This window comes from Geminicoccus sp., assembly GCF_035556675.1.
Classification (GTDB): Bacteria; Pseudomonadota; Alphaproteobacteria; order Geminicoccales; family Geminicoccaceae; genus Geminicoccus.
This window is the reverse complement of sequence record NZ_DATMFZ010000054.1, coordinates 22,133-45,654: the sequence shown is the minus strand read 5'-3', so window position 1 is coordinate 45,654 and position 23,522 is coordinate 22,133. Positions and strand designations below refer to the sequence as shown.

The 23,522-nt window shown below is 69.4% G+C and carries 22 protein-coding genes and 1 pseudogene; 10 read left to right on the top strand and 13 right to left on the bottom strand.

From position 1 onward, the window contains the following. Positions 1–122 precede the first annotated feature (122 nt). The 7 genes and pseudogenes from VNS22_RS04210 to VNS22_RS04185 all read right to left on the bottom strand — a co-directional run bounded on the left by VNS22_RS04210 (position 123) and on the right by VNS22_RS04185 (position 6,707). Positions 123–1,085: a methyltetrahydrofolate cobalamin methyltransferase gene (locus VNS22_RS04210; protein ID WP_325729921.1), complete on the bottom strand. Its 963-nt coding sequence runs from the start codon at positions 1,083–1,085 to the stop codon at positions 123–125. Between the two features lie 36 nt (positions 1,086–1,121). Then, positions 1,122–1,430, bottom strand: coding sequence for a virulence factor (locus VNS22_RS28220; protein ID WP_349261703.1), 309 nt, complete (start codon positions 1,428–1,430; stop codon positions 1,122–1,124). Positions 1,431–1,473: 43 nt separating this feature from the next. Beyond that, positions 1,474–1,944: pseudogene (locus VNS22_RS28215) on the bottom strand (DUF1638 domain-containing protein); the annotation flags it as partial. Positions 1,945–2,045: 101 nt separating this feature from the next. Further along, the gene (locus VNS22_RS04200) at positions 2,046–2,753 is read right to left on the bottom strand and encodes a B12-binding domain-containing protein (protein WP_325729917.1); all 708 of its coding nucleotides are present in this window, start codon (positions 2,751–2,753) and stop codon (positions 2,046–2,048) included. 130 nt (positions 2,754–2,883) lie between these two features. After that, entirely contained in the window at positions 2,884–3,792 is a 909-nt protein-coding gene (locus VNS22_RS04195; protein ID WP_325729915.1) for a dihydrodipicolinate synthase family protein, read from the bottom strand. A 95-nt stretch (positions 3,793–3,887) separates the two neighbouring features. Further along, complete coding sequence (locus VNS22_RS04190; protein ID WP_325729913.1) at positions 3,888–5,804, bottom strand: potassium transporter Kup; 1,917 nt, start codon at positions 5,802–5,804, stop codon at positions 3,888–3,890. 126 nt (positions 5,805–5,930) lie between these two features. Beyond that, positions 5,931–6,707 (bottom strand): NAD kinase, encoded by a 777-nt coding sequence (locus tag VNS22_RS04185; RefSeq protein ID WP_325729912.1) that lies wholly within the window; start codon positions 6,705–6,707, stop codon positions 5,931–5,933. 195 nt (positions 6,708–6,902) lie between these two features. On the opposite strand from VNS22_RS04185, the gene moaA reads away from it, so the two are divergent. Next, positions 6,903–7,895: a GTP 3',8-cyclase MoaA gene (gene moaA, locus VNS22_RS04180; protein WP_325729910.1), complete on the top strand. Its 993-nt coding sequence runs from the start codon at positions 6,903–6,905 to the stop codon at positions 7,893–7,895. Between the two features lie 16 nt (positions 7,896–7,911). Here moaA and aroC read toward each other — a convergent pair whose 3' ends face one another. From aroC to VNS22_RS04160, 4 genes are all read right to left on the bottom strand, one after another. Continuing rightward, positions 7,912–8,988: a chorismate synthase gene (gene aroC / locus VNS22_RS04175; protein ID WP_325729908.1), complete on the bottom strand. Its 1,077-nt coding sequence runs from the start codon at positions 8,986–8,988 to the stop codon at positions 7,912–7,914. A 121-nt stretch (positions 8,989–9,109) separates the two neighbouring features. After that, positions 9,110–9,274, bottom strand: a complete 165-nt coding sequence (locus VNS22_RS04170; protein ID WP_325729906.1) for a hypothetical protein — start codon at positions 9,272–9,274, stop codon at positions 9,110–9,112. A gap of 135 nt (positions 9,275–9,409) precedes the next feature. After that, a complete protein-coding gene (gene fabI, locus VNS22_RS04165) occupies positions 9,410–10,237 on the bottom strand; it encodes an enoyl-ACP reductase FabI (protein WP_325729904.1) in 828 nt (275 codons plus the stop codon). Between the two features lie 44 nt (positions 10,238–10,281). Then, positions 10,282–11,172: a YihY/virulence factor BrkB family protein gene (locus VNS22_RS04160; RefSeq protein ID WP_325729902.1), complete on the bottom strand. Its 891-nt coding sequence runs from the start codon at positions 11,170–11,172 to the stop codon at positions 10,282–10,284. A gap of 166 nt (positions 11,173–11,338) precedes the next feature. Here VNS22_RS04160 and ilvD point away from each other — a divergent pair, with 166 nt between their 5' ends. Further along, positions 11,339–13,066, top strand: a complete 1,728-nt coding sequence (gene ilvD, locus VNS22_RS04155; RefSeq protein ID WP_325729900.1) for a dihydroxy-acid dehydratase — start codon at positions 11,339–11,341, stop codon at positions 13,064–13,066. 48 nt (positions 13,067–13,114) lie between these two features. On the opposite strand, the gene VNS22_RS04150 is transcribed toward ilvD, so the two are convergent. Then, positions 13,115–13,855, bottom strand: coding sequence for a DUF4142 domain-containing protein (locus tag VNS22_RS04150; RefSeq protein WP_325729898.1), 741 nt, complete (start codon positions 13,853–13,855; stop codon positions 13,115–13,117). A 67-nt stretch (positions 13,856–13,922) separates the two neighbouring features. Here VNS22_RS04150 and speE point away from each other — a divergent pair, with 67 nt between their 5' ends. The 3 genes from speE (at position 13,923) to VNS22_RS04135 (ending at position 16,810) form a co-directional block, all read left to right on the top strand. Next, complete coding sequence (gene speE / locus VNS22_RS04145; RefSeq protein WP_325729896.1) at positions 13,923–14,768, top strand: polyamine aminopropyltransferase; 846 nt, start codon at positions 13,923–13,925, stop codon at positions 14,766–14,768. Between the two features lie 19 nt (positions 14,769–14,787). Further along, positions 14,788–16,278: a M81 family metallopeptidase gene (locus tag VNS22_RS04140; protein ID WP_325729894.1), complete on the top strand. Its 1,491-nt coding sequence runs from the start codon at positions 14,788–14,790 to the stop codon at positions 16,276–16,278. Between the two features lie 193 nt (positions 16,279–16,471). Next, positions 16,472–16,810: a hypothetical protein gene (locus VNS22_RS04135; protein ID WP_325729892.1), complete on the top strand. Its 339-nt coding sequence runs from the start codon at positions 16,472–16,474 to the stop codon at positions 16,808–16,810. A gap of 66 nt (positions 16,811–16,876) precedes the next feature. Here the strand turns inward: VNS22_RS04135 and VNS22_RS04130 are convergent, their stop codons facing one another. Further along, positions 16,877–17,218 carry a hypothetical protein gene (locus tag VNS22_RS04130; protein WP_325729890.1) on the bottom strand — a complete coding sequence of 114 codons (342 nt, stop codon included), beginning with the start codon at positions 17,216–17,218 and terminating at the stop codon, positions 16,877–16,879. Between the two features lie 145 nt (positions 17,219–17,363). Between VNS22_RS04130 and VNS22_RS04125 the strand changes: the two genes are divergently transcribed. The 5 genes from VNS22_RS04125 (at position 17,364) to VNS22_RS04105 (ending at position 23,445) form a co-directional block, all read left to right on the top strand. After that, complete coding sequence (locus tag VNS22_RS04125; protein ID WP_325729888.1) at positions 17,364–19,004, top strand: response regulator; 1,641 nt, start codon at positions 17,364–17,366, stop codon at positions 19,002–19,004. 107 nt (positions 19,005–19,111) lie between these two features. Further along, positions 19,112–19,603, top strand: coding sequence for a spore coat U domain-containing protein (locus tag VNS22_RS04120; RefSeq protein WP_325729886.1), 492 nt, complete (start codon positions 19,112–19,114; stop codon positions 19,601–19,603). A gap of 5 nt (positions 19,604–19,608) precedes the next feature. Then, complete coding sequence (locus tag VNS22_RS04115) at positions 19,609–20,352, top strand: fimbrial biogenesis chaperone (RefSeq protein ID WP_325729923.1); 744 nt, start codon at positions 19,609–19,611, stop codon at positions 20,350–20,352. Next, on the top strand, positions 20,312–23,011 hold the full coding sequence (locus VNS22_RS04110; RefSeq protein WP_325729884.1) for a fimbria/pilus outer membrane usher protein: 2,700 nt from the start codon (positions 20,312–20,314) through the stop codon (positions 23,009–23,011). Before VNS22_RS04115 ends, VNS22_RS04110 begins: the two co-directional genes overlap by 41 nt. Further along, positions 23,008–23,445 carry a spore coat U domain-containing protein gene (locus VNS22_RS04105; RefSeq protein ID WP_325729882.1) on the top strand — a complete coding sequence of 146 codons (438 nt, stop codon included), beginning with the start codon at positions 23,008–23,010 and terminating at the stop codon, positions 23,443–23,445. The genes VNS22_RS04110 and VNS22_RS04105 overlap by 4 nt, the downstream gene beginning before the upstream one ends. Positions 23,446–23,522 lie beyond the last annotated feature (77 nt).

The following is a 23,522-nucleotide window of genomic DNA, read 5'->3' as shown; positions in this document are numbered from 1 at the left end:
GGCCCGGCCGCCGCAGACCGAATCGATGTCGACGCCCAGCTTGCGCGCGGCTTCGAGCAGCCTGGTGCCGATCGGGAAGCGGCCGCGCTTGCCGGACGGCGTGAAGACGACGAGGGCGTCGGTCACGATGGCAGGATCTCGTTGGGGTCGGCGGAGGCAGCGGGGGCTTCGGCGGCGGCGCTACGGCGGCGACGGCGCTCGCCGCGCTCGCCCCGGCCGCCATTGCCGCCTTCCGGCGCCGGTTCACGGAACTTGGCCAGCCACTTGGCGCAGTGCGGGTCGTTGCCGAGCATCACGTCGGCACCCATGATCGCGTGCATCTCGGGCTCGTGCAGCGGGTTCATGATCGCCGAGGTCATGCCGGCACCAGCCGCCATGGCCAGGAAGTGGGCGTTCAGCCCGTGCCGGTTCGGCAGGCCGAAGCTGACATTGGAGGCGCCGCAGGTCGTGTTGACCTTCAATTCCTCGCGCAGCCGGCGGATCAGCCGGAAGGCGGCCACGCCGGCATTGCCCAGGGCGCCGATCGGCATGACCAGCGGATCGACCACAATGTCGTGCGGCTTGATCCCGTAGTCGGCGGCGTGCTGGACGATCTTCTTCGCCACCTCGAAGCGGACGTCCGGATCCTCGGAAATGCCGGTCTCGTCGTTGGAGATCGCGACCACCGCGCAGTCGTATTTCTTGACCAGCGGCAGCACCGCCTCCAGCCGCTCCTCCTCGCCGGTCACCGAATTCAGCAGGGGACGGCCCTGGTAGACCGCCAGGCCCGCCTCCAGCGCCGCCACGATCGAGCTGTCGATCGAGAGCGGCACGTCGGTGAGCGACTGCACCAGCTTGATGGTCTCGGCCAGGATCGCCGGCTCGTCGGCCAGCGGGATGCCGGCATTCACGTCCAGCATGTGCGCGCCGGCCGCGACCTGGGCCAGGGCGTCGCGCTCCACCGTGGAGAAGTCGCCGGCCGCCATCTCGGCCGCCAGCTTCTTGCGTCCGGTCGGGTTGATCCGCTCGCCGATCACGCAGAACGGCTGGTCGAAGCCGATCGTGACGGTCTTGGTGCGGGAGGACACGACGGTGCGGGTGGTCATCTTCACGTCCGATGCAAAAAGGGAAGGGGCGGCAGGTCAGGCCGGCGGGGGCTCGTTGCCGCCATTGTTCACGAGCGCGCGGACGCGCTCCTGCGGGTAGGCGGCGTCCAGCTCGTCATGCGCGCGCTGCGCTTCCGCCTCCAGATCGTCGCCGCAGGCGACCGGTGCGGCCCGGCGCCACTGCTCCAGATAGGCGTCGGTACCGGTGAGCTTCGCCCGCATCGCCGCCCGGTCGATCGCCTCCGAGAAACGGGCCGGCAGCTCCCGCTTGGCGGTCTTGCGGCCCTGCTTGACGATCACCTGGGCGGGGATGTCCCGCCAGAACACCACGATGCGATCTGCCATCATCCTCTCCGCCAGCGGCGGCCTTCACGAAATCGTCCAGCACCCCGAAGCCCACCGGGACATGCCGGAACTCCAGACCCAGCCGCACCGCCGCCGCCTGCGCCCGCTCCAGGCAGACCGGGTCGTCGGTCTGGGCGAGATAGACGATCCGGCGATAGTTGCCGAAATAGAGGGGCAGGAGGTCCGGATGCCGGTCCAGCCCCAGGCCCTGCCAGACCAGCGTGTCGAACTGGCGCGCCAGGAAGTCGGTCAGCCAGAACGTGCCGACCTCCTCCTCCGCCAGCTGCTCGAACCGGTCGAAGCCCGTGAAGAAGGCGTAGCAGTGCGCGCCCTCGATCCGCCGGACTCCTTCCTCGGCCAGCACCCGGTCCAGCTCGCCCCCGGTGCCGCAGTCGCCATAGGCGACCAGGATCCGCGCGTAGTCCGGACGGTGGCGCCGGATCGCGTCGCGTACCGCCTGCGGGATGAGCTGCGGCTGGTTGTGCAGCTGTGCCGGCAGGCATTGCAGCTTCACATGGGCCAGGCCGTTTGCCCGGGTCAGCGCCAGGATCTCGCGGGCGAGCGCCCCGCAGGCGAGGATCAGGGTGGGCGCGGGCTGGGGCACGCTGCGTTCCGTCAGCTCACCAGGCCGCGCTGGTTGTGCTTGCGCGCCATGAACTCCTTGGCGGTCTCGACCGCCACCGCGGCATCGCGGCAATAGGCGTCGGCGCCGATCGCCTTGGCGAAGGCCTCGTTGAGCGGAGCACCGCCCACCAGCACGATGTAGTCGTCGCGGCGGCCGCGCTCGATCAGCGTGTCGATCACCACCTTCATGTAGGGCATGGTGGTGGTGAGCAGGGCGGACATGCCGAGGATGTCCGGCTTGTGCTCGTCCAGGGCCGCGAAGAACTTGTCGACGTCGCAATTGATGCCGAGGTCGATCACCTCGAACCCGGCACCCTCCATCATCATCCCGACCAGGTTCTTGCCGATGTCATGGATGTCGCCCTTGACGGTGGCGACCACCATCTTGCCGACCGGCGGCGCCCCGGTCTCGGCGAGCAGCGGGCGCAGGATCGCCATGCCGGCCTTCATGGCATTGGCGGCGAGCAGCACCTCGGGCACGAACAGGATGCCGTCGCGGAAGTCGATGCCCACGACGGTCATCCCGCCGACCAGCGCCTCGGTGAGCACGCGATATGGCGTCCAGCCCCGCTCCAGCAGGATGTTGGTGCCCTCGACGACCTCTTCCTTGAGCCCGTCATAGAGATCGTCCTGGATCTGCTTGACCAGCTCGTCGTCATCGAGCTCGCGAAGGTCCAGTTCGTCGCCGGCGTCGCTCATCATCCCGTCCCGTGAGGGCGTTGCTACTTATCGCTTCCATAGCGGAGCTACGGCCGGGGGCGCTTCTCGCGGTACGACCGGTCCTGACCGGTTCGCGACGAAGCGCCGTCCCGAGCGCATAAAAATATCTTTATACCTTTGTTTCGACCTTGGCCAGGGCCGCCTTCGCCTCCGCCAGCCCCGAATCATCGGCGAGTTCGACCAGCGGCGGGCGCACCCGCCGCCACTCCGGATCATCCAGCCGGAGCGCCAGCAATGCCTTGATCGACGGGATCAGCGGGCCGCCTTCCACCGCCTTGCGCACCGCGGTGACCTGGACCTGCGCCGCCTCGGCCGCGGCCGCATCGCCCGCCTTGAACAGGTCGAACACCTTCCGGCTGCCGGCACCGTTCAGGTTGGCGGCAGCCGAGATCGAGCCGGCGCCACCGGCCTGCAGCACGGTCAGCAGATGGTGGTCCGCACCCGGGAACACGGCCAGGTCCGGAAATGCGCGCACCAGGCTCAGCGTATGCTCCAGATCGGCCGAGCTGTCCTTGATGCCGGTTACCATCGGGCCGAACCGCTCCCGCAGGGACGTCACCACCTCGGGCGTGATCGGGACCGCCGAGACCTTGGGGAAATGGTAGAGGATCACCCTGGCCTCGGCCGGCAGGCGCTCCATCACCTCGGCGAACGCCGCCGCCACGCCCGCATCGGACACGCCCTTGTAGAAGAACGGCGGCAGCATCAGCAGGTGCCGGCAGCCGAGCTCCAGGGCATGGCGGGCGAGCGTCAGCGTATCGTCCCGCGCGCACAGGCCGACACCCGGCAGGATCCGCTCCGCCGGGATGCCGGCCCCGACCAGTTCCTCCAGCATCGCCTTGCGCTCGGCGATCGTGAACGATGCCGCCTCGCCCGTGGTGCCGAACAGCGCCACGCCGTGGCAGCCGCCTGCCAGCAGGCGCTCCACATGCGCCCGCGTGCGCGCCCGGTCCACCTGGCCATCCGTCCTGGCCGCGGTCACCGCCGCCGCGAAGATCCCCTCGAGCCTCACCTGCATGGTCTCCTATGCCTGTCCGGCCAGGACCGGCCGGTGCGGCCATCGTGCCGGCTGGGCTGCGCGCGGACCAGCCCCGATGGAAGGGGATGCCTGGTTCAGATCTCGATCTGGGTGCCGACCTCGATCACCCGGTCGGGCGGCAGGTTGAAGTAGGCCGTGGGATCGGTCGCGGTCGCCGACATGCTGATGAACAGCCGCTCCTGGACCGGGTTCAGGTAATCGCGGGTCGACGGCACCAGCGTCTCGCGGCCGAGAAAGTAGGAGGCCCGGGCCGGGTCCACGGCCAGGCCGGCCCCGGCTGCGGTGCGCAGGGCCGCCTGGATGTCCGGCTGGTCCATGAAGCCGAAGCGCACCACCACCGACCAGAAGCCGTCGCTCAGGTGGCGGACGCTGATGCCCTGCTCCAGCGGCACGCGTGGCACGTCGTCGGTGCGCACGGTGAGCAGCACGACCTGCTCATGGAGGACATGGTTGTGCTTCAGGTTGTGCAGGAGCGTGTTCGGTACGACGGACACGTCGCTGCACAGCACGACGGCGGTGCCGGCGACCCGCTGGCAGCGCGAACTGGCGGTGACCGAGCGGATGAACAGCTCGATGCCCATCGACTGCTGGGTGCGCAGATCGGCCAGCACGCGCCGGCCCCGGACCCAGGTACGCAGCATCAGGAAGATGATCCCGGCCATCAGCAGGGGCAGCCAGCCGCCCGCCGGGATCTTCAGGCTGTTGGCGACGATATAGGCGGCGTCCAGGCAGAGCAGGCTGCCGAACAGGAGGATCGCCCAGGGCCGGGGCCAGCGCCACAGCCAGATCGCGACCAGGCAGGCCAGGATGGCGTCGATCCCCATGGCGCTGGTCACCGCGATGCCATAGGCGGCTGCCAGGTCGGACGAGCTCTCGAAGGCGACCACCAGGGCCAGCACGCCGGCCATCAGCAGCCAGTTGACCCGCGGGATGTAGATCTGGCCGATCTCGTGCTCCGAGGTGTGGTGCATCGCCATGCGGGGCAGGTAGCCCAGCCGGATGGCCTGGGAGGTGAGGGAGAACACGCCCGAGATCACCGCCTGGCTGGCGACGATCGTGGCGAGCGTGGCCAGCAGGATCAGCGGGACCAGGCCCCAGCCCGGCACCAGGTGGTAGAAGGGCGAATCGATCACCTCGGGATGGTCGAGGATGAGGGCGCCCTGGCCGAAATAGTTGAGCATCAGGGCGGGCATCACCGCGCCGAACCAGGACATCCGGATCGCTCGGCTGCCGAAATGGCCCATGTCGGCGTAGAGGGCCTCGGCACCGGTGACGCACAGGACGACCGAGCCCATCGCCACGAAGGCGTGAAAGCCCTCCTCCTGCAGGAACAGGATGGCCCAGCCCGGCCAGACCGCGCGCAGCACGTCGGGGCTCTGCACGATCTGGACCAGCCCCAGCACGGCCAGGATGCCGAACCAGATCAGCATGACCGGCCCGAACAGGCGGCCGACCAGGGCCGTGCCCCGGCGCTGGATCAGGAACAGCGCTACCAGGATCAGGATGGAGATCGGGACGACATAGCTGTCCAGCCGCGGGTCCAGCGTCTGCAGGCCCTCGACCGCCGACAGGACGGTGATCGCCGGGGTGATGACCGCGTCGCCATAGAACAGGCCCACGCCGATCATGGCGAGGGCCAGCACCACGAACTTGCGCTTATCGCCCCGGGCACCCCCGCTGCCCAGGGCCAGGGCGGCCAGCGCCAGGACGCCGCCCTCGCCCTTGTTGTCGGCGCGCATGATCAGGACGACGTATTTGAGCGCCACGATCAGGGTGAGCGACCAGAACACGAGCGACAGGACGCCCAGGACATGGAGCTCGTCCAGGACCAGTCCGCCGGCATGGCCGAACGCCTCGCGCATCGTGTAGAGCGGGCTGGTGCCGATGTCGCCGAACACCACGCCCAGTGCCGCCAGGACCAGGCTGGCGCGCAGCTTCGGCACGATCGGGAGATGCTGACCGGAAGTGGCGGCGGCCGAATGGTTGGCCAAGTACGGCGCCTTTCAGATGGATAGAGGCGCGCGCTCATACACCAGCCGCGAGCCAGCGCAATCAGCTCCGTTCGCCCGGCAGCCATGCTTGCGGCGAACGCCTGAGCCTGCGCCTGACCTGTCTTCTTAGGGCACGAACTGTTCCTTGAGAATGCGCTCTTCCAGATGATGCTCGGGATCGAACAGCAAGCGCAGCTCGATGCTGCGGTCCTCCCAGATCTCCACGGTCGTGACGTCGCGGACCTCGGTATAGTCGGCGACCGCGCTGGCCGGCCGCTTGAGCGGATCCAGTACCCGGATCGTGAAGCGCGCCTCGTTGGGCAGCAGCGCCCCGCGCCAGCGGCGCGGGCGGAACGGGCTGATCGGCGTGAGTGCCAGGAGGTTGGCGCCCAGCGGGAGGATCGGCCCGTGGGCCGACAGGTTGTAAGCGGTGCTGCCGGCAGGCGTGGCGACCAGCACGCCGTCGCAGACCAGCTCGGGCAGGCGTGCCACCCCGTCGATCTCGACGGCGAGCCTGGCCGCCTGCCGCGTCTCCCGGTAGATCGACACGTCGTTGATCGCCATGCCGGACACCCGGCTGCCGTCCGTCGCCGTCGCCTCCATCCGCAAGGGATGCAGCACCACCTCGCGCGCACCGGCCAGCCGCTCGGCCAGGTCGTCGATGCCGAACGCGTTCAGGAGGAAGCCGACCGTGCCCAGATTCATGCCGTAGATCGGCACGGCGCGCTTCATCTGGCCGTGCAGGGTTTCCAGCATGAAGCCGTCGCCGCCGAGCGCCACCACGATCTCGGCATCGTCGAGATCGACGGGCGGCCAGCGCCGCGCCAGCACCTCCATGGCCGCCTCGGCCTCAGGGGTGGCGGCGGCGACGAATGCCAGCTTGGGCAGGGCGGGGCTGGCCATGGCGAAGGTCCGGATTCCCTGCAGGACGCCTGGTCGGGCGTAGTGGCAATAGCCTGTCGTTTCGGCAGTTTCGGCGGAGCCGGTTCACTTCCGGCGGCCGAGTGCCTAAGTTCTGGGGGCGGAGCATAGACAGGCCCCCGGCCGCTTACCAGCGGCCCCGCAGCCCAAGGGGTCCGCCCGGATGCAGGACAAGCGATGCTGATCGATCCGTTTGCGCGCAAGATCTCCTACGTGCGCGTCTCGGTGACCGACCGATGCGACTTCCGCTGCGTCTATTGCATGGCGGAGAACATGACGTTCCTGCCCAAGGCGGAGCTGCTGACCCTGGAGGAGCTCGACCGGCTGTGCAGCACGCTGGTCGAGATGGGGGTGCGCAAGCTCCGCCTGACCGGCGGCGAGCCCTTGGTCAGGCGGGACGTGATGTGGCTGATCCGCCAGGTCGGCCGGCACCTGCGCACTGGTGCCCTCGACGAGCTGACCGTCACCACCAATGGCAGCCAGCTCGCCAAGCACGCCGAAGGCCTGGTCGAGGCCGGGGTCCGGCGGGTCAACGTCTCGCTCGACACGCTGGATCCCGACCGGTTCCAGGCGATCACCCGCTGGGGCCGCTTCGCCCAGGTGATGGGCGGAATCGAGGCGGCCAAGGCGGCGGGCCTGGCGGTCAAGATCAACGCGGTGGCGCTGAAAGGGGTCAACGAGGACGAGATCGACCGGATGGTCGAGTGGTGCGGCGAGCGCGGCTTCGACCTGACGCTGATCGAGACCATGCCGCTGGGCGACATCGACGGCGACCGCACCGACCAGTACCTGCCGCTCTCGCTGGTGCGCGCCCGGCTGGAGCGGCGCTGGACGCTGGAGGACCTAGACTACCGCACGGGCGGGCCTGCGCGCTATGTCCGGGTCGCCGAGACCGGCGGCCGGCTCGGCTTCATCACGCCCATGACCCATAATTTCTGCGAGAGCTGCAACCGGGTCCGGGTGACCTGCACCGGCACCATGTACATGTGCCTGGGCCAGGAGGACGCGGTCGACCTGCGCACGCCGCTGCGCTCCTCCGAGGGCAACCAGGCCCTGGAGCAGGCGATCCGCGACGGCATCGCCCGTAAGCCCAAGGGCCACGACTTCATCATCGACCGGCGCCGCAAGGCCCCTGCGGTGGCGCGGCACATGAGCGTTACCGGGGGCTGAGCCGGCCGCTGCGCAGCTAGCGGAGGCCGTAGATCCCGCGTTGGCGGAGCAGGTGGTCGGCCAGCACCACCGCCATCATCGCCTCGCCCACCGGCACCGCGCGGATGCCGACGCAAGGGTCGTGGCGCCCCTTGGTCAGGATCTCGGTCTCGTTGCCGAACCGGTCGATCGTGCGCCTGGGGGTGAGGATCGAGGAGGTGGGCTTCACCGCGAAGCGCACCACCACGTCCTGACCGGTGGAGATCCCGCCCAGGATCCCGCCGGCATGGTTGGACAAAAAGCGCGGGCCGTCATTGCCCATGCGCATCTCGTCGGCATTGGCCTCGCCGCTGAGCGCCGCGGCGGCCATGCCGTCGCCGATCTCCACCGCCTTGACCGCGTTGATGCTCATCATCGCCTTGGCGAGGTCGGCATCCAGCTTGTCGTAGACCGGCTCGCCCAGGCCGGCCGGCACGCCGCTAGCCGTCACCTCGATCACCGCACCCACCGACGAGCCGGCCTTGCGGATCGCGGACAACTGCTCCGCCCAGCGGGCGGCCGCCTGCGGGTCCGGGCAGTAGAACGGGTTGCGGTCGATTTCCGCGTCGTCGAACGCCGCCCGGTCGATCCGGTCCGGTCCCATCTGCACCAGGCAGCCGCGGATCCGCACCCCGTCGCCCAGCACCTTGCGCGCCACCGCGCCCGCGGCGACCCGCGAGGCCGTTTCGCGGGCCGAGGAGCGGCCGCCACCGCGATAGTCGCGGATGCCGTATTTTTGGTCATAGGCGTAGTCGGCGTGGCCCGGACGGTACTTGTCCTGGATCTCGCCGTAGTCCCTGGACCGCTGGTCCTGGTTGCGGATCAGGAGCTGGATCGGCGTGCCGGTGGTTTTGCCCTCGAACACGCCGGACAGGATCTCGACCTGGTCGGGTTCCTGGCGCTGGGTGGTGTAGCGCGACTGGCCCGGCCGGCGCCGGTCCAGCCAGACCTGGATGTCCGCCTCGGCGAGCGGCAGAAGCGACGGCACCCCGTCGACCACGCAGCCGATCGCCGGCCCATGGCTTTCGCCCCAGGTGGTGAAGCGGAAGAGTTCGCCGAAACTGCTGCCTGCCATGGCTCCCCAAGCCCTGCCGCGATGGTGCGGGCGGCAGGTGCGCGGAACGATGGGGGGCGGTCAAGGGGGCATTGCCCGGCCGGGCGCTGGCCACCGGGTCCGGCCGGGCAGGCTGCTCAGGTCAAGGCGTGGTCGTGCCACCGGCAGGCGGCGTCGCCGGGTCCGTGGTGGCAGGCGGCGTGGCCTCGGGCGCCACCGGCGTGGTCGCGGTCCTCGGCCAGAAGATCCAGGCCAGCAGGATCACGATGATCACCACGATGATGATGTACCAGGTTCTGCGGTCCACGGGCTTCCTCCTCCCTGCCGGTTCGGCAGCCAAGCGATCGATGATGCAGCCCAGGCCCGAAGGGACGCGCCTGGGCACTCGAGGCACATGGGAGGAAAGCGCGGGACCGGCTGTGTGGTTCCGCGCCGGGTGGCCTCAGACCACCGATATGTCCGGCGCGTCGGCCGCCTTCATGCCGACGACGTGGTAGCCGCTGTCGACATGCAACACCTCGCCGGTGGTGCCGCCGCCCAGGTCGGACAGCAGGTACACCGCGGCGCCGCCCACGTCCTCGATGGTGGTGTTGCGCTTGAGCGGTGAGTTGTATTCGTTCCACTTCAGGATGTAGCGGAAGTCGCCGATGCCGGAGGCGGCGAGCGTCTTGACCGGCCCCGCCGAGATGGCGTTGACCCGGATGCGCTGGCTGCCCAGGTCCACCGCCAAAAAGCGCACCGAGGCTTCCAGCGCCGCCTTGGCCACCCCCATCACGTTGTAGTGGGGCACCACCCGCTCGGCCCCCAGATAGGTGAGCGTGAGCAGGGAGCCGCCCTCGGTCATCAGCGGCGCCGCGCGCCGGGCGAGGTCGGTGAAGCTGAACACCGAGACGTTCATGGTGTTCTGGAAGTTCTCGAAGGTCGTGTTGACGTAGCGGCCCTTCAGTTCCTCCTTGTCGGAGTAGGCGATCGCGTGGACCACGAAGTCGAGCCGGCCCCACTGCTCCTGGATCTGGGCGAACAGCGCGTCCATCGAGGCGGCATCGGTGACGTCGGCCGGCAGCACCAGAGGTGCCCCCAGCTTCTCGGCGAGCGGCATCACCCGCTTCTTCAAGGCTTCGCCCTGATAGGTCACCGCCAACTCGGCACCGTGCGCCGCGACCGCCGCGGCGATGCCCCAAGCCAGCGAGCGGTCGTTGGCGATGCCCATGATCAGGCCGCGCTTGCCGGCGAACAACGGCCCGGCCGAGGCGGGCTTGATAGCGCTCATGAGCAGAGATCTCCGATGGATAAAAGCGCTGGGTGGACCGGTTCTTAACCGTGCGCCAGCGGGGCCGAAAGAGGGCTGGGCGTGCTGGCCCGGTCGACCGCGGCGGCGATCTGCGCGCCCAGCAGGAAGATGACCGCCGAGAGCCAGAAGAAGAACATCGTCACCACGACGCCACCGAGGCTGCCATAGGTGACGCTCATGCTGCTGATGTTGCGCATGTAGTAGGAGAAGCCGAACACGAAGCCGTTCCACGACACCGCGACGAACATCGCCCCGGTCGCCAGCCGGGTGAGCGGGATCTTCCTCCCTGGCAGCAGCCGGAAGAGGGTCAGGGACACCGCGAACAGGATGACGACCCCGGCCAGATGGGTGGACCAGGCGCCCACTAGCCTGGTCAGCTCGGGATCGTGCAGGAGCCGTGCGGCGACCTGCAGGCCCAGCGGCAGGATCAGCGTCATGGTGGTCAGCGCGATCGCGCAGACCCCGGCAAAGCAGGTCAGCAGCAGTCCCTGGAGACGGCGCATCGGCCAGTCTTTGGCACTGACTGTGGCATCGAAGATACGGTTCAGCGCGTTGCGGACCGCCTCGATCGCACTGGAGGCCACCCAGAGCGTGCCGATCATCGACACGGTGAGGATGGTCGGATGCGCCACCCGACGGACCTCGTTGATCAGGGGCTTCACCCAGTCGGCGACCTCGGGCGGCAGCAATGCCAGGGCCAGGTCGATCGACTGGGTGGCGGCTTCGCTCTGTCCGATCCAGCCGGCCAGGGTGAGCAGGAAGATCAGGAACGGCACCAGGGCGAACAGCGTGTCGAACGCGATCGCCGCGGCATGGGTCAGCCCGTCGTCGTAGATGAAGCGGGTGAATGCCCGCTGCACGATCTTGCGCAGCGAGATGGGCGGCCGGGGTGCGAGATCGTGCGCGAGTTCCATGGGGGTGAAGTCGCACTGCCGGCACCAGGGAACAAGCGGCCGCAGCTTCGCCCTACGCCACGGGGTCGTGGCTGGCCACGCGTGGGTGCCGGGACTATCGTTTTGGTGACATGACCGAAGAAGAGGCCGGCACACGTCTCGGCCGGTACCAGGGGAGGCAGCCGCCGTGGCGCGCGTGACGATCTTCAACAAGTCGGACCTGCCGTCGCGCTACTCCACGAGCGGCCCGCAGCGGGCACCGCACCGTTCCTACTACTACGCGATGGGTCTGACCGCGGACGACATCGGCAAGCCGTTCGTGGGCGTGGTCACCACCTGGAACGAGGCGGCACCCTGCAACATCGCGCTGGGCCGCCAGGCCCAGGCGGTCAAGCGCGGGGTCGCCAAGGCCGGCGGCACGCCGCGCGAGTTCACCACGATCACCGTCACGGACGGGATCGCCATGGGCCACCAGGGCATGAAGTCCTCGCTGGTGTCGCGCGAGGTGATCGCGGATTCCACCGAGCTCACCGTGCGCGGCCATGCCTATGACGCGCTGGTGGGCCTGGCCGGCTGCGACAAGTCGCTGCCCGGGCTGATGATGGCGATGGTCCGCCTGAACGTCCCGTCCGTGTTCATGTATGGCGGCTCGATCCTGCCCGGGCGCTACCGGGGGCGCGACGTCACCGTGCAGGACGTGTTCGAGGCGGTGGGCAAGCACGCCGTGGGCGCGATCAGCGATGCCGACCTGGACGAGCTGGAGCGGGTCGCCTGCCCGTCGGCCGGCTCGTGCGGCGGGCAGTTCACCGCCAACACCATGGCCTGCGTCTCCGAGGCGATCGGCTTGGCCCTGCCGGGCTCGGCCGGCACCCCTGCACCGTACGAGGCGCGCGATGCCTGGGCGGAGCAGTCCGGCGAGGCGGTGATGGCGCTGCTGGCGAGCCGGGTCCGCCCGCGCGACATCGTGACCCTGAAGTCGCTCGAGAACGCCGCACGCGTGGTCGCCTGCTCGGGCGGGTCCACCAACGGTGCCTTGCATCTGCCGGCCCTGGCGCACGAGGCGGGCATCGCCTTCGACCTCCACGACGTCGCCGAGATCTTCCGCTCCACGCCCTACATCGCCGACCTGAAGCCCGCCGGTCAGTACGTGATGAAGGACCTGGCCGATGTCGGCGGCGTGCCGCTGATCATGCGGGCATTGCTGGATGGCGGGTTGTTGCACGGTGACTGCATCACCGTCACCGGCAAGACGATCGCCGAAAACCTGGCCGACTTCCCCTGGCGGCCGCAGCAGGTGGTGGTGCGGCCGGTGAGCGACCCGATCAGCCCCATGGGCGGCGTGGTTGGGCTGAGGGGCACGCTGGCGCCGGAAGGTGCGATCGTGAAGGTCGCGGGCCTGGCCAATCTCCGGTTCCGCGGGCCGGCACGCTGCTTCGATTCCGAGGAGGACTGCATGCAGGCGGTCCAGGAGCGCAAGTACCAGGACGGCGAGGTGCTGGTGATCCGCTATGAGGGTCCTAAGGGCGGGCCCGGCATGCGCGAGATGCTGGGCGTCACCGCGGCCCTCTATGGCCAGGGCAAGGGCGACGCCGTGGCGCTGATCACCGATGGCCGCTTCTCCGGCGCCACGCGCGGGTTCTGCATCGGCCATGTCGGGCCGGAAGCGCAGGTGGGCGGGCCGATCGGCCTGATCCGGGACGGCGACATCATCGTGATCGATGCAGAGGCCGGGACGCTGGACGTGGAGCTGAGCCAGGCGGAGCTGGACAGCCGGCGGGCGGCCTGGCAGCCGCGCGCCTCGTACTACACGTCCGGCACGTTGTGGAAATATGCGCAGACGGTGGGCTCGGCGGAGAAAGGGGCCGTGACCCATCCGGGCGGTGCGGCAGAGGCGCACGTCTACGCCGACATTTGATCGCGACGTGGGCTGAGTGAAGCGGCCCGTGGCCGGGCCGCTTCCGGTTCACATCATGATCTGCTGCGCGATCGCGTCGACCTGCTCCAGGTGATGCAGGATCATTTCCTTGTTGTCGGCCGCAAGTTCGTTGAAGTTGGACAGTGAGCCCCGATTGGCCATCGCATTGAACAGCTCGTACGTGTCTTTATGCGACTGGCGCATCATCTGGATGTAGAGCTGGTCGAACTGATCGCCCGAGGCGGCGTTGAGCTGGTCGATCATCGCCTGGTGCTTGGTATCCAGGGTCACCGGCACGGTGAAGGTGTTGCCGGCGATGCTGGCCTTGCTGTTCATGGCCAGCCCGAGGGCGGTATGGTCGCGGACCATCTGCTCGCCATAGGTGCGCACCAGCGGATTGCTGGCCTTCTCGGCGGCGAGCTGGCCGGCCTGGATCTCGAACATGTTGCCGACCCCGGCCTGTTCCACGAACACCTTGGCGGGGATCGAGTCGGCGTTGATGATCTGGAAGATCTCCGGCGAGGTTTCGACCGGGGGCAGATCCGCGCTCGCGGGCGTCACGATGTCAGTGGCCGTGTCCGACCGCATCTCGGTCGAGTATCCGCAAGCTGCGAGCGAGGACGCGAGCAGCACCGTGGCCGTAAGAGCGACCAAAGGCTTGGTCATCAACTGTCTCCCTTGCCGGTGAAACGGACCGGCATCGCCGCCGGTCACCGAGGTTCTTGCGGCGGTAGAACCCGGCGCCTGTGGCTCCGGTTCCGGATCTTGCAGCCGTACTATGGCCGGCATGGCGGGGCGCGCCCGGCTCTGCTAGACCCGCGCCGACCGCAAGGGACACCGTTTGGGAAGATGGCCGATGGACTGGTTCACCGAGACGCTCTGGCCGCACTGGGCGCAGAAGATCAAGGTGAAGGAGGTGCTCTACCACGACCAGACCGAGCACCAGGACCTGATCGTGTTCGAGAGCGAGGCCTGGGGCCGGGTGCTGGCGCTGGACGGCGTGGTGCAGACCACCACGGCCGACGAGTTCGTCTATCACGAGATGCTGGTGCACACCCCGATCCTGGCCCACGGCCGGGCGGAAGAGGTGCTGATCATCGGCGGCGGCGACGGCGGCTGCCTGCGCGAGGCGATCAAGCATCCGGGCGTGAAGCGGATCACCCAGGTCGAGATCGACGCCGGGGTGATCGAGTTCTGCAAGCAGTACCTGCCGACCCTCTCCGACGGCGCGTTCGAGCATCCCAAGGCGCGGGTGACGATCGCGGACGGTGCGAAATACGCGAAGGAGACCGACGACCGGTTCGACGTGATCATCGTCGATTCCACCGACCCGCAGGGGCCGGGGGCCGTCCTGTTCACCGAGGAGTTCTACCGCGACTGCCGGCGGATGCTGAAGCCGGGCGGGGTGATGGTGACCCAGTGCGGCAACCCGTCGATCCACCCGGACGAGCTGGAGTTCACCCAGAGCCGACAGCGCGCCGCGGGCTTTGCCGACGTCACCTATTATTTCGCGGCGGTGCCCACCTATATCGGCGGCAGCATGGCGCTGGGTTTTGCCAGTGATGACCCGGCGCTGCGCCTGGTCGACGCCCAGACGCTGGCCGCGCGCCAAGTGCCCGGGGGACTGCGCTATTACACGCCCGAGATCCACCGCGCGGCCTTCGCTCATCCGGCCTGGATGATCCGCCGGGTCGGCTACTAGGCTCGTGGGAGCCGGCCGGATGGCACGGATCGCGGTGGGCGGGCTGCACCACGAGACCAACAGTTTCGCGCCCCATCCCGCCGACTGGATCGCGTTCGACCAGAGCGACGGCTGGCCGGCCCACCAGCGCGGCGCGGAGATGTTCGGGAACGTCGCCGGGATCAACCTGGCGATCACCGGCTTCATCGACGCAGCCACGGCGCACGGCCACACGCTGGTGCCGCTGGTCTGGGCCAATGCCGGGCCGTCCGGACCGGTGACCAGCGACGCGTTCGAGCGTCTGGCCGACGAGATGCTGGCGGAGCTGGCGGCGGCCGGCCCGCTGGACGGCATCTTCCTCGACCTGCACGGGGCGATGATCACCGACGCACTGGGGGACGGCGAGGGCGAGCTCCTGGCGCGGATCCGCGCCCTCCACCCCGCCACGCCGCTGGTGGCGGCCCTGGACCTCCATGCCAACGTGTCGGATGCCATGGTGCGGCATGCCGACGGGCTGGTGGCGTATCGTACCTACCCGCATGTCGACATCGCCGAGACCGGTGCCCGCTGCCTGCCGCTCCTGGAGCGGCTGATCGGCGGCCAGAAACTGGCCAAGGCGCACCGCAAGCTGGACTTCCTGATCGGACTGCCCTGGCAGTGCACGATGATCGAGCCGTCCGGCGGTCTCTACCGCCTGGCCGACCGGCTGGCGGCGCGGCTGGACGGCTTCGTCTCGATCGCCATGGGATTCCCGCCGGGCGACACGGCCTGCGGCGGGCCCTCGCTGCTGGCCTACGCCGAACGGGCCGAGGACGCCGAGGCGGCCGTGGCCGAGCTCGCGGCGGCCTTCGCCTCGGTAGAGCCGGACTTCGCTGGCCGGCTGTGGACCCCGGAGGCGGCGGTGGCGGCGGCGCTGGACGGGGAGCGACGCAGCCGGCCGGTGGTGCTGGCGGACACGCAGGACAATCCAGGCGGCGGCGGCACCTCCGACACGACCGGCCTGCTCGCGGCCCTGATCGCGGCACGGGCGGAGGACGCGATGCTGGCGCTGCTGGCCGATCCGCAGGCGGCCCGGGCCGCACATGCGGCGGGTGCGGGTGCCTGGCTGCGCGGCCTGCCGCTGGGCGGGCGCTTCGGCCCCAGCGGCGTGACTCCGGTCACCGGCGACTGGTACGTGCAGCGCCTGGGCAATGGCCGCTTCACCGCGACCGGGCCCATGTATCGGGGCAGCCGGATGGATCTGGGGCCGATGGCGCTCCTGCGCGCCGGCAGCCCGGACGGGCCGGGCGTGCTGGTCTCGACCAGGCGCGTCCAGGCGGCGGACGCGGCGATCTTCCGCCATCTGGGCGTCGAGCCGGCGGCGCAGCGCATCCTGGCCCTGAAGAGTTCCGTGCATTTCCGGGCGGAGTTCGAGCCGATCGCGGCGGAGGTGCTGGTGGTGGCGGCACCGGGCGTCAACACCGCCGATCCCGGCCTGCTGCCGTTTCGCCACCTGCCCGCCCGGGTGCGTCGCCGGCCGAGACAATCCTAGGTGTATCCGGATCCGGGCATATTCGAGTATGTGTAGACATTGTTAGCGGCGGCTTTGGCCACCGAGCCGGGGTCCGTCGGCTTGTGGCAACGTTTCGTTAACCATATCAGTGCGACAACAGGCGCAGGCCGGGCCGCGGCGGTCGATCCGCCGGCCGCCCGGGTTCGGGTATGGTTGGACAGGGCGTCAGACGATGAGCGACACGGCGATCAAATGGCTTGCGGACGAGGTGGACCTGGGGCCGATGGACGTTGCCGGCGATCCTGGTGCCGACCTGGACAGCCTGCCGGTAGTCGAACTGGCGCTGAGCGATCTCGTCCAGGACATCGGGGGCGAGGTAGTCCTCTATAATGACAGCGGCCTGCGAGCCATGGGCCTGGTCGCCCACGAGGCGATCGTCGGCGAGGGCGAGGCCGGTCCCCATGTCACCGCGTCGGGCGCGGACGTGACCGGGTTCAAGTTCGTGAGCTTCGCCAACGGATTGACCCTCTACTACCAGGATGGGTTGGACCTGATCGTGCGTCCCGCCTGAACCGGCGACGGCGCCGCGGATGCTGCCATCCGCGGCGCCGTCGGCAGGAAAGCCCGTGTGGAAGTCTCAGCCGGGCCGATCCTGCTGCTTGTACTCGGCGAACTCCTCCGGTGACATGGCATCGAGGAAGTCGCCGAGCCCGCTACGCCCCTTGCCGTTGTCGTTCGCGGCCGAACCCAGGCCCAGCAATTCGCTCAGGTGGAGCATGAACCGGGTGTCGGCCGGCTTGTCGGCGCTGGCGACGCGCTGCTCGAACGCGTTGAACGCCAGCTTCCACAGCCACTCCTGACGGGCCTCCAGATCGTCGAACGCGAACCTGGGCTTCCTCAGCCCCGACCGGCGCACGACAGTCTGGTTGGAATTGGGGTTGGCGGGATCGACCTGGGCGTTCCGCTTCTGCTTGGCCATCTTGCTGGTCCTTATTGACCGGGCCATCCCCGGCTTTATGAACATAATCCTATAAAGCAGTGATTTCAATCACTGCGTTTGCAGAATGTTCAACTTTTACGCGATAACCGCTATGCCGGTTCCAGATGGAGCACCGGAGGGCGGCATGGGCACTGGGTGGGGCGACGGCAGGATGGCGGGTCATGTCGGCAGCCGGCGGCGGCGCTGCCGGCGAGCTAGGCGGCCGCTGACCGTGCTGGCGGCACTCAGCCACGAGCTGCGCGAGCCGATGAACGGCGTGCTCGGGATGACCCGGCTCCTGGCCGACACCGAGCTCAGCCCGGAGCAGCGCAGTTGCGTGGAGGCGATCACCGGCTCGGCCGAATCGCTGCTGACCGTGATCAACGACATGCTCGACCTGGCGCGGGCCGAGGCGGGCCGGCTGCCATTCCTCGACACCGCCTATGACCCTCGCCTGATCCTGGACCGGGCAGTTGCTCCCTTCCGGCCGAAGGCGGCGGCCAAGGGCATCGGCCTGGCGCTCGCCATCGACCCTGCCGTGCCGAAACGGTTGCGGGGCGACCCCGGGCGGCTGCGCCAGATCCTGGTCAACCTGATCGGCAATGCGGTGAAGTTCACCGATGCCGGCCAAGTCGCCGTGGTGCTCGACCACGCGCCGGCGACGGCGGGCGACCGGCTGCTCCTGACGGTCAGCGATACCGGGCGGGGCTTCGATCCGGCCGGGATGGGCGTGCTGTTCAGCGGTTTCGGCCAGGACGGTGCCGCCACTGTCCGGCAGTTCGGCGGCAGCGGCCTGGGCCTGATGGTGACCCTGCGCCTGATCCGCGCGATGGGCGGCCGGCTCGCGGTGGATGCAGCACCCGGGCGTGGTGCCAGCTTCCGCATCGAGCTGCCGGCAAGGCTCGCCCCCGACGCACCGGCTGGCCCGGAGCCCGTCAGCCTGGCCGGCCTCGAGCTGCTGGTGGTGGAGCCGCAGGCGGCATTGCGGGAACGGCTGCGAATGGTTGCCGCTGGCTGGGGGCTGGCGGTGCGTGGTGCTGCGGGCATGGCCGATGCGCTGCGCGAGATCCAGGAGGCCGGCACCCGCGGCGCCCGCTTCGACCTGGCGATCGTCAGCGAGATGGTCGAGACCGGCGATGCCCGGGCGCTTCTGGAACGGTTGCGGGCTCAGGCCGGCCAGACGGTGCGGACCCTGCGGATCGCCGGCTCCGGCCTGCGCGGCGATGCCGCCCAGGCCCGTGAGCAGGGGTTCGACGCCTATCTCGCCCAGCCGTTCAGCGACGATGAGCTGATGCAGATCCTGATCCGGCTGGTCCAGCCACCTGCACGGCCGGGATTCTGGACCCGGCACGATGTGCAGGAACATGACGGCCGGCCCATGCATGTCCTGGTCGCGGACGACAATCCGGTGAACGTCAAGCTGGCCTCGATCGTGCTCGGCAGGGCCGGGCATCGGGTGAGCAGCGTCGGTGACGGTGCGGCGGCGGTCGCCATGGTGGCGTCGGGCGGCGTCGATCTGGTCCTGATGGACGTGCAGATGCCGGGCATGGACGGGCTGACCGCGACCCGGCAGATCCGGGAGCTCGCCGACCCTTGCCTGCGGTCCACGCCGGTGGTGGCGCTCAGCGCCGATGCCCTGGCCGGCGACGAGGCCGCCGGCCGTGCCGCCGGCATGGATGCCTATCTCACCAAGCCGATCGACCGGCCAAAGCTGCTCTCGACCGTGCGCTTCTGGGGCGAGCGGGCCGGCGGGGCGCGTCAGGACGATCATTCCTGCATGGCTTGAATCCGCCCACGGCAAGTCGCTTGCCAGCGCACGCTTTCCGGCAGGATATAACTCCAGGTTGAATTAATGATTGTCCGTGTTCGATTGCGGTTCAAGGAGATCGGACCATGACGCGTGCAGCTTGCCTGGCCGCGGGCCTGTTGGGTGTCGGCCTAGCCCTGGCTCCCAGGCCGGCTCCGGCTCCGACCACCACCGGAACGCTCGCGGTCTCGGCAGTCGTGCAGACCAGCTGCTCGCTCACCGGCGGCACTATGAGCTTTGGCACCTACACCTCGGGCCAGACCGCCAATCTCGACACGGACGGCCAGATCGGGTTCGCCAACTGCCCGGTCGGCAACCTGGTCTTCGAGCTGGACGGCGGTGGCAGCGGCAGCATCACCGCCCGGCGCATGAAGTCGGGGAGCAACGAGCTGAACTACCAGCTCTACCGCAACTCCAACCGCACGGCGCTGTTCGGCACCGGCACCAACGCCTATACCGAGATCCGGCTGGTGGCGGGTGGCGGGACCATCCCGGTCTACGGCCGCATCCCCGGCAACCAGACGCTCCCGGCCGGCAACTACGCCGATACCGTGAACGTGACGCTCACCTTCCCGTGAGTGTGATGGCGAACCCGGAACTCGGCTCCCGCAGCCTCCGTCGCCGCCTGACCGCAGGGCTGCTGGGTCTGGTGGTGATGGCCCCGGCGATGCCGGCGCAGGCCGGCGACCTGTCGGTCTCGCCCACCCGGCTGGAGCTCGGCCAGACCGGCACGGCCACGATCGTGGTGCGCAACGACGGTATGGCGGCGAGCGTCCTGCAGGTCAGCGCCATGCGCTGGCTGGATTCGCCGATGGCTTCCGCCCTGGAGCCGGCCCCGGAGCTGCTGGCCGTGCCGCCGGTCTTCAGCCTGAAGGCGGGTGGCCAGCAGGTGATCCGTCTCGCCCTGCGCGACCGCTCCCGGCCGACCACGGAGCGCAGCTTCCGCCTGCTGATCTCCGAAGTGCCGACACCCGCGGCCGGCAGTGCTGCGCTGGGCGGGGTCCAGTTCGCGCTGGGGTTCAACGTCCCGGTCTTCCAGAAGCCTGCGGGCGCGCTGGCGGCGCCGGTCTGGAGCATCGATGCCGGGCGGGATGGGCCGCTGCTCGGCCTGCGCAATGCCGGCCAGGCCCATGTCCAGGTGAGCACGATCCAGGTCCGCACCGCGACCGGGGCATCGGTGGTCGAAATGAACGAGCCCTTCTACCTGCTGCCCGGCCGTGCACGCAGCTGGCCGCTGCCCGGCACCGCTTCCGGCAGTTCCCTGACGGTGGTCGCGGAAACCAATCTTGGCACGCTCGAAGAACGCTTGGCCGCGCCGGGCCAGTAAGGTCTGGGCGGCGATCCTGCTCGCGACCGTCTGGTCGGGACTGAATGCGCAGGAGCCGGTCCCGCTCCTGCCAGCTTCGCCCGCGCGCCGGCCGGTCGAGCCCGGACGCAATGTCTTCATCGTTCCCCTGCGCGGGCCGGCACCCGCTTCGCTGCCCGCCGCTGCCGAGCTGCCGCCCCTGGAGGTGCTGGCGGCAGAACCGCCGCCTCCGCCATCCGCGCCGTGGGCGCCGGCAGCCGGCCCCGCGGCGGCACCGGTCGAGCCGGCGGATCAGCGCCGTACGCTCGACCAGTTCGCGGTGCGCCGTACCACTGCTGCCGTGCCACCCACCCGGGTGGACATGCCGCCGGCCACACCGGAACGGCCGGGACCGCCGCCTGCCGAACTGCACCGCGCCCCGATCCTGCCGCCGATCGAGCCGGAGCGCGCCTGGGTCGAGCAGCTCTATGCGGTCACGGTGAACGGCCAGAAGGTGAGCGATGCCGCGATCTTCGCCCGCGAGACCGCGACCGGCCGGCTCGTGGTCGAGCTGGCCGAAGCACTGCGCTGGCGCCTTGTGGTAGACCAGGACCTGGTGCTCACCCTGAATGGCCAGTCCTTCTATCCGATCGACGCGATCCCGGGTGGGGAGCTCCAGATCGACGAGGTCGACCTGGAGCTTGCCCTGTCCGTGCCGCCGGTGGCCCTGGACCCGGTGCGGCTCGCAGGTGAGGGCGCGGAGCGCCCGCCGGTGGTGACCGGCTTTGGCGGCTTCCTGGACTATGACGTGCAGTATCTCGCGGGGGATGGCATCCGCAGCCGCCTGGACGGCCTGTTCGAGGCCGGCTTGTTCGGGGCAGGGGGCGTGCTCACCTCCAGCCTGCTGGCGGCCGATGCCTTCTCCTCCGATGGCGAGTTCGTGCGCCTGGAAACCGGCTACTCGCGCGACTTTCTGGAGCGGCGCGCATCGCTCCGCTTGGGTGACGCGCTGGCCGTGGGCGGCGCGTTCAGCCGTCCCTTCCGCTATGGTGGCATCCAGTGGGCCAGCAATTTCGGCACCGACCCGTCCTTCATCACCTTTCCGCTCCCGACCATCGGCGGGCTCGCCGACAATCCATCGGTGGTCGATGTCTATGTCGACGACCTCCAGCGCTTTTCCGGGGAGGTACCGGCAGGTCCGTTCCAGATCGACCAGCTGCCGGTGATCACCGGGGCAGGCGAGCTCCAGGTCACCGTCACCGACCTGCTCGGCCGGCAGCGCGTGGTCACCCAGCCCTATTACGTCAGCGCGCGGATGCTGCGCGCGGGCCTGCACGACTATGCCTACGAGGCCGGTCTGGTGCGCGAGGACTACGGACTGGAGAGCTTCGAATACGGCGACCCGTTCGTTTCCCTGACCCATCGCTACGGCTTTTCCGACCGCTTCACCGGCGAGTTCCATCTTGAGGCATCGCCCGACCTGCAGAACGCCGCTGCCGGAGGCACGGTGGCGATCGGCCGGTTCGGCACGTTGAGCGGCGGGGTCGGCATCGGCTTGGCCGAGGACGGCGGCACGGGCTGGCTGGGGCAGCTCGACTACGAATATCTCGGCCGCCCGTTCAGCTTCGGCATCGGCACGCGCTTTGCGAGCGACGACTGGCAGGAGCTGGGCGATGCCGAGAACGGTGCCCAGCCCAGCCGGATCGATCAGGCACGGGTCGGCCTGGACCTGGGCACGCTCGGCAATCTCGGCCTCTTCCTGGTGCATCGCGACGAGCGCACGGCCGAGGACACATTGTCGGCCAGCGCCTCCTGGTCCTCCAGGCTCGGCCCCGGTTCGCTCGTGCTCACCGCGGCCAAGCTGATCGACCCGTCGGACGAGGCGGTGTTCTTCCTGAACTATGTCCTGCCGATCAACCGGCGCGACAGTGCCATCGCTGGCTCGGCCCGCGATGCGTCCGGCACGTCCGCGGAAGTCCAGTACCGGCGCAACAAGGGCGACAGCGACCTGGGCGTGGACTGGCAGGTCGCCGCCCGGGCCGGCAACGACGATTCCTCGCGCCTTGCGGGCAGCCTCGGCTACGACTGGAGCAAGCTCTCGACGCGGATCGATGCGGAACTTGGCAAGGAAAACAGCGCCATCCGCCCGAACCTGTCGGGTTCGCTCGCCGTGGTGGACGGCCGGTTCGACGCGTCGCGCCGCCTGGGCCGGGCGTTCGGCATGGTGTACCTGCCGGACATGCCGGACGTACGGGTCTACCTGGAGAACCGGGAGGTCGGCCGGACCGATGCGGACGGCCGGCTGCTCCTGCCGGGGCTGCTGCCCTACCAGCCCAACCGGCTGCGGGTCGAGGTCGAAGACCTGCCGCTGGACGCCCAGGTGAGCGACCCGCAGGTGGACGCGGTACCGGCCGACCGCAGTGGCATGACCGTCGATTTCGGCATTCGCCGCGAACGGCAGGCGACGGTGCGGCTGGTCGTCGGGAAGGGCCAGCCGCTCCCGGGCGGCCTGGAGCTGGCCGGCCCGGCGGGCGCGGTGCTGGCCCTGGTCGGGCGGGACGGGCTGGCGCATGTCACCGGGATCGGTGCTGGCGAGGTGGCGGTTTCGGCGGCCGTGGCGGGCGAAACGGTCACCTGCGTGCTGCCGGAGGACGCCGGCGACGATCCGATGCCCTTCCTTGGCGAGGTGCGGTGCCGATGAACTGGCCGTGGCCGATCATGCTCGGGGTGGCCGTGCTGCTGGCGGGCGGTGGTCCGGCCCGCGCCGGCTGCGGGGTCCAGATCGCCGCTCTGTCGTTCGGCGTGATCGACACGGCGCGCACCAATCAGGCCACCGGCAAGGTGACCATTCGCTGCGACGAGCCGCAGACCGTCCAGGTCGGGCTGTCCGCGGGCGGTGGCGGCGTGGAGCGCCGTCTCGCCGGGCCTGGCCGCGATGTCATCCCTTATTTCGTGTTCGCGGCGCCGGGCGGCATGCTGCCCTGGGGCGACGGCGCCGTGATCGGCCCGCCGGTCGCGGCGACCCTGGACGGCAGTGCTGCGGTCGACCTGCCGGCCTATGGCGTGATCCCCCCGGTACCGGGCACGCAGCCCGGTACCTATGCCGATTCGTTGCTGGTCACGATCATCTTCTGAGAAACGTCTGCTAACCCATCGCAATCATTGGCGGTCGGCCTCGCCGGAGCTGGAGGGCGGCCGGCCATGGTTAGGAC